This window comes from Streptomyces sp. NPDC055506, assembly GCF_053643595.1.
In genome coordinates, this window is sequence record NZ_JBSHKH010000087.1 from 1 (window position 1) to 14230 (window position 14230).

A 14230-nucleotide genomic window follows, 5' to 3' on the forward strand; every position below is an offset into this window, starting at 1 on the left:
CCCATCGCGACGTTCCGAGGACGGACACCCCCCGGCGCGGCCCCGACCCACCACCGCCGCGCAGGCGCGACACGCACCCCCACCACACCCGCACAGGCGCCGCAGGCATCGCGCACACACAAGCTCAGGACCAGCGACCGGTCCGAGCAAGCAGCACAGCGGCGGCCGCCGTCCCAGCAGTCGACGTGCGCAGCACACTCCGCCCGAGCCGGTAGGCCTTCGCCCCCGCCTCCTCGAACTGCGCCAACTCCTCGGGCGCCACGCCCCCTTCGGGCCCCACGACCAGCACGATCTCACCGGACGACGGCAGTTCGGCGGTCGCCAGCGGCTCGTCCCCGCTCTCATGGAGCACACCGGCGAACTCGGCCCCGGCCAGCAGCGCAGCGACCTGCTTGGTCGTCGCCGCCTCCGCGACCTCAGGAAACCGCACGCGGCGCGACTGCTTACCGGCCTCCCGCGCCGTCGCCCGCCACTTGCCCAGCGCCTTCAGCCCGCGCTCGCCCTTCCACTGCGTGATGCAGCGCGCCGCCGCCCACGGCACGATCGCGTCGACACCGACCTCGGTCATCGTCTCGACAGCCAGCTCCCCACGGTCGCCCTTGGGCAGCGCCTGGACGACGGTGACCCGGGGCCGCTCCTCCGGCTCCTCGGTCACCGAGTCCAGCCGAACGATCAGCCGGTCCTTGCCCTCCGTATCGAGCACGACGCAGTCAGCCCAGCGCCCGGCCCCGTCCGTGAGGACGACGTCCTCACCGGCCCGCAGCCGCTTCACGGAGACAGCGTGCCGCCCTTCCGGACCGTCGAGGACATACCGGCCGCCGCCGCCACCCGCGTCGAGGTGCTCGACGACGAACACCGGCGCGGTCACAGGACGCCGCCCCCACCCGACAGCACCGCGCGCGCCGTGGCGAGTTCACCGGCCAGCACCTCCACCAGCTGCCCGGCGGGCAGCTCCCGCGCCATCCGGTGGCCCTGCCCGGCCCAGAGGGCCATGCCCTGCGCGTCCCCCGCCTTGGCGGCGGCCTTGCGCAGCGGCGAGGTCAGATGATGGACCTCGGGGTAGGCGGGCGGCGCGTACGGGCCGTGCTCGCGCAGGAACCGGTTGACGAGGCCCCGCGCCGGCCGCCCGGAGAAGGCCCGGGTCAACTCCGTACGCACGAACAGGGGGTTGGTCAGCGCCCGCTTGTGCAGCGCGTTCGCGCCCGACTCGTGCGTGGCGAGGAACGCGGTACCGAGCTGGGCCGCGCTGGCGCCGGCCGCGAGGACCCCGGCGATCTGGCCGCCGCGCATGATGCCTCCGGCGGCGACGATCGGGATGCTCACGGATTCCCGGATCTGGGCGACCAGCGACAGCAGCCCGATGCCGGCACCGTCCAGCTCGGGGATGTCCCGGTGCGTGCCCTGGTGGCCGCCGGCCTCGACGCCCTGCGCGATGACCCCGTCCGCACCCGCCCGCTCGACGGCCCGGGCCTCGTCGGGGGTGGTCGCGGCGGCGAGTACGAAGGTACCGACGCGGTGCAGGCTGTCGATGACCTCCCGGCTCGGCACGCCGAAGTGGAACGACACGACCGGCACGGGGTTGTCGCGCAGCACCGCGAGCTTGGTCTCGTAGCCGTCGTCGCGACCGCTGTCGGGATCGCCGAGCTCGGCCTCGTACCAGGTGGCCTCGCCGGCCAGCTGGTGGGCGTAGACATCGATGGCGGCGGGGTCGGCGTACTCGGGCTGCGGCATGAAGACGTTCACGCCGAAGGGCCTGCTCGTGAGGCTCCGGAGCTGCTTGATCTCCTGGTACACCCCGTCGGCGGTCTTGTACCCGGCGGCGAGGAATCCGAGCCCGCCCGCCTCGCACACGGCGGCGGCGAGCTGCGGTACGGAGACGCCGCCCGCCATGGGGGCCTGCACGATCGGGTGCGGGAAGAGATCGGTCAGTGCGGAGGACATGACCGCATGTTGTCACGTCCTCCGAACAACTCCGAAACCGGCCTGCCCTGTGGCATAGACCAGAGGAAAAGGCCCTTCAAAAACCGATCAGCGCCCGTTGAACGCATCCTTCAACCGCGAGAACAACCCTTGCTGCCCAGGCTGGAACTGCCCCGTAGGCCGCTCCTCGCCCCGCAGCTTGGCCAGCTCGCGCAGCAGCCGCTCCTGCTCGGGGTCGAGCTTGGTCGGGGTCTGGACCTCGACGTGGACGATGAGGTCGCCGCGTCCGCCGCCCCGCAAGTGCGTGATGCCCCGGCCGTGCAGCGGGATCGACTGGCCGGACTGGGTGCCCGGGCGGATGTCGACCTCCTCCATGCCGTCCAGCGTCTCCAGCGGCACCTTCGTGCCGAGGCACGCCGCCGTCATGGGGATCGTCACCGTGCAGTGCAGGTCGTCACCGCGCCGCTGGAACGTGGAGTGCGGGAGTTCGTGGATCTCGACGTAGAGGTCACCGGCGGGACCGCCACCGGGCCCGACCTCGCCCTCGCCGGCGAGCTGGATGCGCGTGCCGTTGTCGACACCCGCGGGGATCTTCACGGTCAGGGTCCGCCGGGAGCGGACGCGGCCGTCACCGGCGCACTCCGGGCACGGCGTCGGCACGACGGTCCCGAAGCCCTGGCACTGCGGGCAGGGCCGGGACGTCATGACCTGGCCGAGGAAGGACCGGGTGACCTGCGACACCTCACCGCGGCCGCGGCACATGTCACACGTCTGCGCACTCGTCCCCGGCGCGGCACCCTCGCCGCTGCAGGTGTTGCAGACGACGGCCGTGTCGACCTGGATGTCCTTGGTCGTACCGAAGGCGGCCTCGTCGAGCTCGACCTCGATACGGATCATCGCGTCCTGGCCGCGACGGGTGCGCGAGCGCGGACCGCGCTGCGACGCCGTGCCGAAGAACGCGTCCATGATGTCGGAGAAGTTCCCGAAGCCACCGGCTCCGAAGCCGCCCGCGCCGCCGCCCGCGGCCTGCGAGAGCGGGTCGCCGCCGAGGTCGTAGACCTGCTTCTTCTGCGGGTCCGACAACACCTCGTAGGCGGCGTTGATCTCCTTGAACCGCTCCTGGGTCTTCGGATCGGGGTTGACGTCCGGGTGCAGCTCGCGTGCGAGCCGCCGGAAGGCCTTCTTGATCTCTTCCTGCGACGCGTCGCGGCGCACGCCGAGTACGGCGTAGTAGTCCGTGGCCACTACGACTCCGCCAGGATCTGTCCGACGTACCGTGCCACTGCGCGTACCGCTCCCATCGTTCCCGGGTAGTCCATGCGGGTCGGTCCGACCACGCCGAGCTTGGCGACTGCCTCGCCGCCCGAACCGTAGCCGACCGACACGACGGACGTGGAGTTGAGTCCTTCGTGGGCGTTCTCATGACCGATACGTACGGTCACGCCCGGATCCTTCGCCTCGCCGAGCAGCTTGAGGAGCACGACCTGCTCCTCCAGCGCCTCCAGCACCGGCCGGATCACCAGGGGAAAATCATGCCCGAAACGGGTGAGATTGGCGGTGCCGCCGATCATCAGCCGCTCCTCGTTCTCCTCGACGAGCGTCTCCAGAAGCGTGGAGAGCACCGTGGAAACCGTACCCCGGTCCTCGTGCTCGAACGCCTCCGGCAGATCCTCCACCAAACTCGGCACATCCGCGAAACGGCGGTTCGCCACACGGCTGTTGAGCCGTGCGCGCAGATCCGCGAGCGAGGCCTCGCCGAAGGGCGCCACGCAGTCGACCACCCGCTGCTCGACCCGCCCGGTGTCCGTGATCAGCACGAGCATCAGACGCGCGGGCGCGAGGGAGAGCAACTCCACATGCCGCACGGTCGACCGGGTCAGCGACGGGTACTGCACGACGGCGACCTGGCGGGTGAGCTGCGCCAGCAGCCGCACCGTACGCGCCACGACGTCGTCGAGGTCGACGGCGCCCTCGAGGAAGTTCTGGATCGCGCGCCGCTCGGGCGCGGTCATCGGCTTGACGCCGGCCAGCTTGTCCACGAACAGCCGGTAGCCCTTGTCGGTGGGGATGCGCCCGGCGCTGGTGTGCGGCTGGGCGATGTATCCCTCGTCCTCGAGGGCCGCCATGTCGTTGCGGACGGTGGCCGGGGAGACGCCGAGGCTGTGCCGCTCGGTGAGGGCCTTGGAGCCGACGGGCTCCTCGGTGCCGACATAGTCCTGGACGATGGCGCGCAGCACCTGAAGCCTGCGTTCACTGAGCATCGCGCACACCTCCAGAAGTCTTCCGCTCGCGGCCCTGCCCGTTGTGGCCTGGCACTCTACGCGTGCGAGTGCCAGCATTCCCCGGCCCAGTGTACGGCGGTGGGGTGCACCCCCGGCAAGGCTGGTCGTGCGCTGTCGTGCCCGCGACGGGTGTCACAGCTAGCGTCGCCGTATGACGGTGACTTGGGAAGAGCTCGGGTGGGAGCGGGTGGCAGCCGGGGTGGGGCGGTGCCGGCTTCCGGTGTGGGACTGCACGGCGGGACTGGTCGCCGGTGAGGGCGCGGTCCTCATGATCGACGCGGGGTCGAGCACGGCCGAGGGCGCGCGATTGCGCACGCAGGCGCAGTCGCTCACCGGTCATCGTGTGACGCATCTCGCGCTGACCCACCCCCACTTCGACCATGTCTTCGGCGCCGCGGCGTTCCCGGAGGCGGAGGTGTTCGGCGCGGTGGGCATGGACGCGGTCCTCACGCGGGTGCGGGACCGCGAGGAACTGCGCGCGGACGCGGTACGCAACGGGCTGGCGGAGCCCGTGGCGCGGGAGTCGGCGGACCGGCTGGTCCCGCCCCACCATCTGGTCTCCGGCGAGTGGACGCTCGACCTGGGCGGCGGCCGCCAGGTGCTGCTGGCGAACGTGGGCCCGGGGCACACCGCGCACGACCTGGCGGTGCTGGTGCCGGGTGATCCGGAGGTGGTGTTCTGCGGGGACCTGGTGGAGCAGTCGGGCGAGCCCCAGGCGGGCCCGGACGCCGTGCCGTCGCACTGGCCGGCCGCGCTGGACCGGCTGCTGGATCTGGGCGGCGAGGACGCGCTGTACGTGCCCGGTCACGGAGCGGTGGTGGACGCGGGGTTCGTCCGGGCCCAGCGGGACGCGCTGGCGGCGCGTTTCGGCGTGTCGCGGTGATCGCCGTGCGCCTTCTCCTATCGTCATTCGAATGCGCCAGTACTCTCCGGACCTGACCCCGCCGTGGAAGAAGCCGAAGCCGGTGCCCGAGGTTCCGGCGGAGCCGGGCCTGGTGGTCGAGGAGCCCGGGTCGGGGTTCTGCGGCGCGGTGATCCGCTGCGAGGCCGGGACGGTGACGCTGGAGGACCGCTTCGGCAAGCACCGCGTGTTCCCGATGGAGCCGCGCGGTTTCCTGCTGGAGGGCAGGGTGGTGACGCTGGTCCGCCCGTCGTCCGGCCCCGCCCGCCCCACGCGCACCGCCTCCGGTTCGGTGGCCGTCCCCGGCGCACGCGCGCGTGTCGCCCGCGCCGGCCGCATCTACGTCGAGGGCCGGCACGACGCCGAGCTGGTCGAGAGGGTGTGGGGCGACGACCTGCGCATCGAGGGCGTGGTCGTGGAGTACCTGGAGGGCGTCGACGACCTGCCGTCGATCGTCTCCGACTTCGCCCCGGGCCCTGACGCCCGCCTGGGCGTCCTGGTGGACCACCTGGTCCCGGGCAGCAAGGAGTGGCGCATCGCCGAATCGGTGACGAGCGAGCACGCCCTGGTGGTGGGCCACCCGTACATCGACATCTGGGAAGCGGTGAAGCCGTCGGCCCTGGGCATCGAGGCATGGCCCCGGGTCCCGCGTGGCCAGGACTGGAAGACGGGCGTGTGCCGCTCCCTGGGCTGGCCGCCCAACACGGGCGCGGCCTGGCAGCGGATCCTGTCGGGGGTGCGCTCGTACAAGGACCTGGAGCCGGAGCTGCTTGGGCGGGTGGAGGAACTGATCGACTTCGTCACGGCCTAGCTGCGGGCATGCGTGCCGCTAAGGGCGGCACGGGTGGGCGCAGCGGCACCCCGCTCCGCCGGGCTGCGGACCCACCCGCCTCAGCACCAACGCCCCGAGCACCTCAGTCCACGAGGTCCCGAACAACCCCATCCGCCAGCAACCGCCCCCGCAAGGTCAACACCGCACGCCCCTCCTCATACGGCCCTTCCTGAAGCAACCCCTCCGCCAACGCCCGACGCGAGGCAACAAGCCCGTCCTCCCGCAGCAACGCCAACGGCACCCCCTCCCGCAACCGCAACTCCAGCAGAATCCGCTCCACCCGCCGGTCCTCGTCCGACAGCACCTCACGCCCGGCCCCCGGCGACCGCCCCACCGCCAGCGCCCCCGCATAGGCCCCCGGATGCTTGACGTTCCACCACCGAACGCCCCCCACATGGCTGTGCGCCCCCGGCCCGGCCCCCCACCAGTCGGCCCCCCGCCAGTACAGCTCGTTGTGCAGGCACCGCCCCGCCTCCGAGGTCGCCCAGTTGGACACCTCGTACCACTCGAAACCGGCCGAGGACAGCGCCTCCTCGGCGATCAGATAGCGGTCGGCGTGAACATCGTCGTCCGTCATCGGGACCTCGCCCCGGCGAATCCGACGAGCGAGCTGCGTCCCCTCCTCCACGATCAGGGCGTACGCGCTGACGTGATCAGGCCCGGCCCCGAGCGCAGCGCTCAGCGTGGCCCGCCAGTCGTCGTCGCTCTCCCCCGGCGTGCCGTAGATCAAATCCAGGTTGACGTGCTCGAAGCCCGCCGCCCGCGCCTCCGCCACGCACGCCTCGGGCCGCCCGGGCGTATGCGTACGGTCCAGCACCTTCAGCACATGCTGCCGCGCGCTCTGCATGCCGAACGAGATCCGGTTGAAGCCGCCCTCGCGCAGCGCGGCCAGATACGCCGGATCCACCGACTCCGGATTCGCCTCCGTCGTGATCTCGGCATCCGGCGCCAGCCCGAACTCGTCACGGATCGCGCCCAGCATCCGTACGAGATCACCGGCGGCCAGCAGCGTGGGCGTCCCCCCGCCCACGAACACCGTGCGAACGGGCCGCGGATCATCGCCCAGCACCTTGCGCGCCAGACGGACCTCCTCGACCAGCGTCTCGGCGTAGTTGTCACGGGAGGCCAGCACACCGCCCGTGCCGCGCAGCTCGGTCGCCGTGTAGGTGTTGAAGTCGCAGTAGCCGCAGCGGGTCGCGCAGTACGGGACGTGCAGATAGAACCCGAGCGGACGGCCGGCGGCCCCGGCGAGCGCGGACAGGGGCAGCGCGCCGTCGTCGGGGACGGGCTCGCCGTCGGGAAGTGCGGAAGGCATGCCTTCCATTGTCCAGCACCGGCGCACTCACTCAGCCTGGAGCACCAGCAGCGCGAGATCGTCGGCCGGGGGCCGCGCCCCGAATTCGTGCACCAGCCGTTTGATCCGCTCGGCTATCAGCTCGGCGTCCAGCCCCGCGCACCCGGCCAGCGCCGCCGCGAGCCCGTCCTCGTCGTCGAACTGGCGGGAGCCGGATCGGCGCTCGGTCACGCCGTCGGTGACGCACAGCAGCGTGTCGCCGGGCCGCAGCTCGAAGGTGTCGCTGGTGTACGTGGCGTCCTCGACGACCCCCAGGAGGGTCTGCGGCCGCGCTGTCGCGTGGACCTCGCCGCCCGCCCCGAGCAGCAGCGGGAGCGGGTGTCCGGCGGAGGCGACGGTGCAGCGGACACCGCCGTCGAAGGGGACCAGTTCGCCGTACAACAGGGACAGGAAGCGCGTCTGGGGGCCGTCGCCGGGCGGGGTCGGCCGGGCGCCCGCGGCCACCAGCGCCCGGGCCGCCGCGTCCGCGGCCTCCGTGGCGTCGTCGAGCAGGAGCTGGTTGAGGCGGTCGAGGACGTCGGCGACCCGGTAGCCCTCGCGGGCCAGCAGCCGCAGCCAGGGCCGGGCCAGCCCGATCACGACGGCCGCCTCGGGCCCCTTGCCCTGGACGTCGCCGACGGCGAAGCACCAGCGGCCGTCACCGGCCGGGAACAGGTCGTAGAAGTCGCCGCTGGGCCCGCCCTTGTCGTACGGCTCGTAGACGAGCGCGCTGCGCACCCCGGGGATCTCGGCGACGGCGCCGGGCAGCAGTCCGCGCTGGAGTACGGCGCTGATGGTGGCCTGGCGGGCGTACTGGCGGGCGGCGCCGATGGCGAGGGCGACGCGGCGGCTGAGATCCTCCACGAGACCGGTGATCTCGTCCGGGAAGCCGGCGGCCCCGGACCGGCCGATGACCAGGGTGCCCAGCGGGCGTCCCCCGGCGAGCAGCCGGTACGCGAGCGCCGAACCCGGCTCGCCCGGCGCCTCACCGAGCGCCTCGCCCGGCCAGGGGTAGTCGACGGGCCCGGACCCGGGCGGGTCGGCCGGGTGTGGCGGGTCCTTCTCCAGGGCCTGACGCAGCTCCTCGATGCGGTTCTCGCTGCCGTGCCAGACCCGGGCCAGGCGCGCCCCGCCCGCTCCGGCCGCGCCGCTCCAGCCGCCGCCGGTGGCCTCGTCCTCCAGCCACACCGCGCACCAGTCGGCCAGCCGCGGCACGATCAGCTGCCCGGCGAGGGCGGCGACCAGGTCCTCGTCGAGCTGTCCGGCGAGCAGGTCGGAGGCCTCGGCGAGGAAGGAGAGAGCACCGCGGCCCAGCCAGGCACCGTCGAATCCGTCACCCCCGCCCTCGTAACGATCCCGCCAGTCCCGTACGTCGTCCCAGTCCCGCCAGTCCCGCAGGCCACGGGACTCCTGCGGGTCCTGCCGATCGCCGACCCCGCGGGAGCCCTGCCGGTCCCGCACGCCCCGGGAGTCCTGTAGGCCCTGCCGGTCGCCCACCCCGCGGGAGCCCTGCCGGTCCGGCAGGGCTCGGGTGTCCTGTAGGTCCTGCCGGTCCCGCGGGCCACGGGAGTCCTGCGGGTCCTGCCGGTCGCGGAGCCCGCGGGAGCCCTGCCCGTCCCGTAGGCCACGCGAGTCCTGTGCGTGCCCGCGGCCCCGCCCGTCACGCCGGCGCCGCCCAGCCTCCGCCTCCCTCGTCTCTCCCCCGTCACGCCGACGCCGCCCAGCCTCCGCCTCCCTCGCCGCTCCCCCGCCACCGCCACCGTCCGTGCCCGCGCCCGCATCCGCGCCCGGGTCACCCGCCTCCCAGCCCTGGCGCGGCTCGGGTGCCAGGATCTCCGCCACCCGGAGCCCGCGCGCCAGCGCCTGCTCCTCGGCGTACGCCTCGATCTGCTCGCCCGCCGCGCACCCCCCGGCGGGCAACCGCGCCCAAACGGTCTTCCGGCCCGTGCGGTACGTGATGCCCCAGGCCTCGGAGAGCGCGCCGACGAGCCGCAGGCCGCGCCCGTACTCGGGCATGTCGTGCGGTGTCTCCGGCTCGCCGCCGCGCGGGGCGCGTGAGGGGTGGTGGTCGCTGACCTCGATGACGAGCGCGGCCGTCTCTTTGTCGTCGGCGTCGCCGCCGTCGCCCCCGTCGTTTTCCAGCCGGCATTCCAGCTCGACGTCGGTGCCGGCGTGCACGACGGCGTTGGTGACGAGTTCGCTGACCACGAGCGTGGCGTCGTCGGCGAGGCGGTCGGTGAGGTGCTCGGTGCCGGGCAGGCCGAGCCGGGTCCAGTCGGCGAGCGCCGAGCGCACAAGGGCGCGTGCGGTGCCCGGGGCGAGCGAGCTGCCGGACAGGGTCGCGCGCGCCCGCGCGCGCTCCTGTGCGGGCGCCTCGGATATGGCTGCGGGCGCCGCGCAGGCCGGCGCGCACGCGTCGGGCGTGAACGTCTCGGCAGTCGGTGCGGGCTCCTCGGAAACGGGCTCGTCCTCACCGGACGCAGGCGTCTCCGAAGCGTGTGCAGGCGCCTGCGAGGCACGGGAGGCGGTCTCCCGTTGCGTCGGAATGGCCCCCATGGACAGCTCCCCGGGCAGTTCGTACGAATACGCCACAGTCGATGCCGACAGAGTGACAGACTGACCACGCCCATAAGCGCCGAGTTACCGAAGTGGGCCGCCATGAGTGAGAACAGTGCTACTCCTGTGGTCGAAGATGGGTACGAAGACGGTCAGATTCGTACATCCGATCTGCGTCCACTGCTCGCCGCGATGACCGCCGCACGTGACGGCGACTTCACCAAGGTGCCGGAATCCGGCCACGGGATGGTGGCCGAACTCACCGCGGTCTTCAACCAGATCATGGACCGCAGCATCCACTTCACCACCGAGACACGGCGTGTGAGGCGGGAACTGGTGCGGCACGGCCGGCTCGACGAGCGCCTCTCGGCCAGCCCGGGCCAGGGTCTGTGGACGTCCCGCGTCAACGACGTGAACCAGCTGCTCGACGCCCTGGTCGCCCCGGCGGCGAACGCCACACGGGTGCTGGACGCGGTGGCCGGCGGCGATCTGACCCAGCGGGTCGATCTGCACGACGGGACCCGGCAGTTACGCGGCGACCTGCGTCGTCTCGGCCGGGCCGTGAACACGATGGTGGATCAGCTGTCCCTGTTCACGGGCGAGGTGACGCGGGTCGCGCGCGAGGTCGGCACCGAGGGTCGGCTCGGCGGCCGGGCCAATGTGCGGGGCCTGTCAGGCAGTTGGCGGGATGTGACCGAGGCCGTCAACACCATGGCGTCCCGGCTGACGGCCCAGGTGCGGGACATCGCGGCGGTGACGACGGCGGTGGCGCGGGGCGATCTGACCCGCACGGTCACGGTGGAGGCGACCGGCGAGCTGCTGGAGCTGAAGCTGACCGTGAACACTATGGTCGACCAGCTCTCCGCCTTCGCCGACGAGGTCACGCGGGTCGCCCGCGAGGTCGGCACCGAGGGCCAGTTGGGCGGCCGGGCGCAGGTGCGGGGCGTGTCGGGGGTCTGGAAGGACCTCACCGACAACGTCAACTTCATGGCGTCGAACCTGACCTCCCAGGTCCGCAACATCGCCCAGGTGACGACGGCCGTGGCCAACGGCGATCTGTCGCAGAAGATCACGGTCGCCGCGCAGGGCGAGATCCTGGAGCTCAAGTCGACCATCAACACGATGGTGGACCAGCTCTCCGCCTTCGCCGACGAGGTCACCCGCGTCGCCCGCGAGGTCGGCACCGAGGGCAACCTCGGCGGCCGGGCCCAGGTCCGGGGCGTCTCCGGCGTCTGGAAGGACCTCACCGACAACGTCAACTTCATGGCGCTGAACCTCACCTCCCAGGTCCGCAACATCGCCCAGGTCACCACCGCCGTCGCCAACGGCGACCTTTCGAAGAAGATCACGGTCGACGCCCGCGGCGAGATCCTGGAGCTGAAGGACACCGTCAACACGATGGTGGAGCAGCTGCGCGCCTTCGCCGACGAGGTGACCCGCGTGGCCCGCGAGGTCGGCACCGACGGCCGGCTCGGCGGCCGGGCCCAGGTGCTGGGCGTCTCCGGCGTCTGGCGGGACCTGACGGACAACGTCAACTACATGGCCGACAACCTCACCTCCCAGGTCCGCAACATCGCCCAGGTGGCGACGGCCGTGGCGCAGGGCGACCTGTCCCGGAAGATCGACGTGGACGCGCGCGGCGAGATCCTGGAGCTGAAGACCACGATCAACACGATGGTCGACACCCTGTCCTCCTTCGCCTCCGAGGTCACCCGTGTGGCCCGCGAGGTCGGCAGTGAGGGCCAACTGGGCGGCCAGGCCCGGGTCGAGGGCGTCTACGGCACCTGGAAGCGCCTGACGACGAACGTCAACGAGCTCGCGCTCAACCTCACCACCCAGGTCCGCGCCATCGCCGAGGTCGCCTCCGCGGTGGCCCAGGGCGACATGTCCCGCTCGATCACGGTCGAGACGCGCGGCGAGGTCGCCGAGCTGAAGGACAACATCAACCTGATGGTGGCCAACCTCCGCGAGACGACCCGCGCGAAGGACTGGCTGGAGTCCAATCTGGCCCGCCTGGCCGCCCTGATGCAGGGCCACCGCGACCTGATGGAGGTCGCCGACCTGATACTCCGTGAGCTGACCCCGCTGGTGAACGCCCAGTACGGCGCGTTCTACCTGGCCGACCCGGACGAGGACGGAGCGACGGTCCCCACCAAGGGGCTCGCCTTCATCGCGGGCTACGGCGCCGCCCAGGACGCGACCGTCGAGACGGGCGGCCTCCCCGTGCACGGCCTGGTCGCGCAGGCGGCCCGGGAGAAGAAGCGGATCCTGGTGGAGGGCGCCCCGCCCGACTACATCAAGATCAACAGCGGCCTCGGAGAGGCGGCCCCCACCACGATCGTCATCATCCCGATCCTCTTCGAGGACAAGCTCCTCGGAGTCATCGAGCTCGCCTCGTTCTCCCGCTTCTCCGATGTGCACCTGGCGTTCTTCGACCAGTTCGTGAACACCATCGGCGTCGCCATCAACACGATCATCGCCAACTCGCGCACGGAGTCCCTGCTCGGCGAGTCCCAGCGCCTCGCCATGCAGCTCCAGGAGCGCTCGGACGAACTCCAGAAGCAGCAGGGCGAGCTGCAGCGCTCCAACGCCGAACTGGAGGAGAAGGCCGCCCTGCTGGCCACGTCCTCCCAGTACAAGTCGGAGTTCCTGGCGAACATGTCGCATGAGCTGCGCACCCCGCTGAACTCCCTGCTGATCCTGGCCCGGCTGCTCTCCGACAACCCGGACGGCCGCCTCTCCGACCAGGAGGTGCAGTTCGCGACGACGATCCACCGCTCGGGCTCGGACCTGCTCCAGCTGATCAACGACATCCTGGACCTGTCGAAGATCGAGGCCGGCCGGATGGACGTGCGCCCCAAGCGGCTCCCGCTCATCAAACTGCTCGACTACGTCCACGCCACGTTCCGCCCCCTCACCATCGACCGGGGGCTCGCCTTCGAGGTGGCGGTCGGCGAGGACGTACCGCGCGAGATGTACTCGGACGAGCAGCGGCTCCAGCAGATCCTGCGCAATCTCCTGTCCAACGCGATCAAGTTCACCGCGTCGGGCAAGGTCGAGCTGCGGGTCGACCGGCTGGTGCAGGACGCCGAGCGCCACCATGTCCGGGACAACGACGACGTCATCGCCTTCGCCGTGTCCGACACGGGCATCGGCATCGCGCCGGAGAAACTCCCGGTGATCTTCGAGGCGTTCCAGCAGGCCGACGGCACCACCAACCGCAAGTACGGCGGCACCGGCCTCGGCCTGTCGATCAGCCGGGAGATCGCGGGCCTGCTCGGCGGGCGGATCGTCGCCGAGAGCGAGCCCGGCAAGGGTTCCAGGTTCACCCTGTACGTCCCGGTCGTCAGCCCCGGCCACACGGCGCCGGTCCCGGTCCCGGAGGAGCGCCCGGCCCTGCCCCTGCCGCTCCAGCCGGCGGCGGGACCGTACCCGGCCGCGCACGAGACGGACGACGCCTGGCCGGCGCCGACGAAGCTGGAGGCGTGGACGTCGGGCAGGCCCGGCCGGATCCTGGCCGGGCGCCGGGTGCTGATCGTCGACGACGACATCCGCAACGTGTTCGCCCTGACCCATGTCCTGGGCCGGGTCGGCATGACCGTGCTGTACGCGGAGAACGGCCGCGAGGGCATCGAGACCCTGGAGCGCAGCGCGGACGTCGAACTGGTCCTGATGGACATCATGATGCCGGAGATGGACGGCTACGAGACCATCTCCGCCATCCGCCGGGCACCCCGCTGGACGGGCCTGCCGATCGTGGCGCTGACCGCCAAGGCGATGCCGGGCGACCGGGAGAAGTCCATCGCCCGCGGCGCCAACGACTACGTGCCCAAGCCGGTGGACATCGACCGGCTGCTGACGGTCGTGTGCGAACTGCTGGACCCGGAGGAAGCGCAGGAGGAGACCCAGCCGTCATGAGCACCGACCGCGCCGGAATCCTCCTGGTCGACGACATGGAGGACAACCTGACCGCCCTGGAGGCCGTCCTCGCCTCCCTCAACGAACCGCTGGTGCGCGCCCGTTCGGGCGAGGAGGCGATGAAGGCCCTGCTGCGGCAGCCGATCGCCCTGGTCCTGCTCGACATCCGCATGCCCGGCATGGACGGCTTCGAGACGGCCGCCCACATCAAACGCCTCGACCAGACCCGCGACGTCCCGATCATCTTCCTGACAGGAGCGGACGACGACTCGGGCTACGCCTTCCGCGGCTACGCGACAGGCGCCGCGGACTACCTGACCAAGCCCTTCGACCCATGGGTCCTACGGGCAAAGGTCAGCGTCTTCCTGGACCTCTACCGCAAAGGCAGAGAGGTGGAACGCCTGCGAAAGGAGATCCAGGACCTCAGACGCCGAGTGAATACGGGTGCTTAGGGGCGCGGGGAACTGCGCGACAAGCCACAACGGACC

10 protein-coding genes are annotated in these 14230 nt (G+C 71.8%); 4 read left to right on the top strand and 6 right to left on the bottom strand.

What is annotated here, in order from left to right; all coding sequences use genetic code 11:
• Positions 1 to 124: 124 nt before the first annotated feature.
• From ACWIF2_RS27560 to hrcA, 4 genes are all read right to left on the bottom strand, one after another.
• Positions 125 to 868 (bottom strand): 16S rRNA (uracil(1498)-N(3))-methyltransferase, encoded by a 744-nt coding sequence (locus ACWIF2_RS27560; RefSeq protein ID WP_454363430.1) that lies wholly within the window; start codon positions 866 to 868, stop codon positions 125 to 127.
• Positions 865 to 1941 carry a nitronate monooxygenase gene (locus ACWIF2_RS27565; RefSeq protein ID WP_454363432.1) on the bottom strand — a complete coding sequence of 359 codons (1077 nt, stop codon included), beginning with the start codon at positions 1939 to 1941 and terminating at the stop codon, positions 865 to 867. Before ACWIF2_RS27565 ends, ACWIF2_RS27560 begins: the two co-directional genes overlap by 4 nt.
• Before the next feature lie 87 nt (positions 1942 to 2028).
• Positions 2029 to 3165, bottom strand: coding sequence for a molecular chaperone DnaJ (gene dnaJ, locus ACWIF2_RS27570; protein WP_382493548.1), 1137 nt, complete (start codon positions 3163 to 3165; stop codon positions 2029 to 2031).
• Positions 3165 to 4181, bottom strand: coding sequence for a heat-inducible transcriptional repressor HrcA (gene hrcA / locus ACWIF2_RS27575; protein ID WP_399023822.1), 1017 nt, complete (start codon positions 4179 to 4181; stop codon positions 3165 to 3167). Before hrcA ends, dnaJ begins: the two co-directional genes overlap by 1 nt.
• Positions 4182 to 4353: 172 nt before the next feature.
• On the opposite strand from hrcA, the gene ACWIF2_RS27580 reads away from it, so the two are divergent.
• Positions 4354 to 5085, top strand: a complete 732-nt coding sequence (locus ACWIF2_RS27580) for an MBL fold metallo-hydrolase (protein ID WP_454363435.1) — start codon at positions 4354 to 4356, stop codon at positions 5083 to 5085.
• A gap of 31 nt (positions 5086 to 5116) precedes the next feature.
• Positions 5117 to 5914, top strand: a complete 798-nt coding sequence (locus ACWIF2_RS27585; RefSeq protein ID WP_454363437.1) for a DUF3097 domain-containing protein — start codon at positions 5117 to 5119, stop codon at positions 5912 to 5914.
• Positions 5915 to 6017: 103 nt separating this feature from the next.
• Here the strand turns inward: ACWIF2_RS27585 and hemW are convergent, their stop codons facing one another.
• Together hemW and ACWIF2_RS27595 are read right to left on the bottom strand one after the other, a co-directional pair.
• Positions 6018 to 7250, bottom strand: coding sequence for a radical SAM family heme chaperone HemW (hemW, locus tag ACWIF2_RS27590; protein WP_454363439.1), 1233 nt, complete (start codon positions 7248 to 7250; stop codon positions 6018 to 6020).
• Between the two features lie 27 nt (positions 7251 to 7277).
• The gene (locus ACWIF2_RS27595) at positions 7278 to 9824 is read right to left on the bottom strand and encodes a SpoIIE family protein phosphatase (protein ID WP_454363441.1); all 2547 of its coding nucleotides are present in this window, start codon (positions 9822 to 9824) and stop codon (positions 7278 to 7280) included.
• Between the two features lie 192 nt (positions 9825 to 10016).
• Between ACWIF2_RS27595 and ACWIF2_RS27600 the strand changes: the two genes are divergently transcribed.
• Entirely contained in the window at positions 10017 to 13742 is a 3726-nt protein-coding gene (locus ACWIF2_RS27600) for a HAMP domain-containing protein (protein ID WP_454363443.1), read from the top strand.
• Complete coding sequence (locus ACWIF2_RS27605) at positions 13739 to 14194, top strand: response regulator (protein WP_454363445.1); 456 nt, start codon at positions 13739 to 13741, stop codon at positions 14192 to 14194. The genes ACWIF2_RS27600 and ACWIF2_RS27605 overlap by 4 nt, the downstream gene beginning before the upstream one ends.
• Positions 14195 to 14230: the final 36 nt, after the last annotated feature.

Coding starts and splice junctions, on each gene's coding strand:
- ACWIF2_RS27600 (WP_454363443.1), top strand. CDS start 10,017: ATGACCGCCGCACGTGACGGCGACTTCACCAAGGTGCCGGAATCCGGC.
- hrcA (WP_399023822.1), bottom strand. CDS start 4,181: ATGCTCAGTGAACGCAGGCTTCAGGTGCTGCGCGCCATCGTCCAGGAC.
- ACWIF2_RS27565 (WP_454363432.1), bottom strand. CDS start 1,941: ATGTCCTCCGCACTGACCGATCTCTTCCCGCACCCGATCGTGCAGGCC.
- hemW (WP_454363439.1), bottom strand. CDS start 7,250: ATGCCTTCCGCACTTCCCGACGGCGAGCCCGTCCCCGACGACGGCGCG.
- ACWIF2_RS27605 (WP_454363445.1), top strand. CDS start 13,739: ATGAGCACCGACCGCGCCGGAATCCTCCTGGTCGACGACATGGAGGAC.
- ACWIF2_RS27595 (WP_454363441.1), bottom strand. CDS start 9,824: ATGGGGGCCATTCCGACGCAACGGGAGACCGCCTCCCGTGCCTCGCAG.
- ACWIF2_RS27585 (WP_454363437.1), top strand. CDS start 5,117: ATGCGCCAGTACTCTCCGGACCTGACCCCGCCGTGGAAGAAGCCGAAG.
- ACWIF2_RS27580 (WP_454363435.1), top strand. CDS start 4,354: ATGACGGTGACTTGGGAAGAGCTCGGGTGGGAGCGGGTGGCAGCCGGG.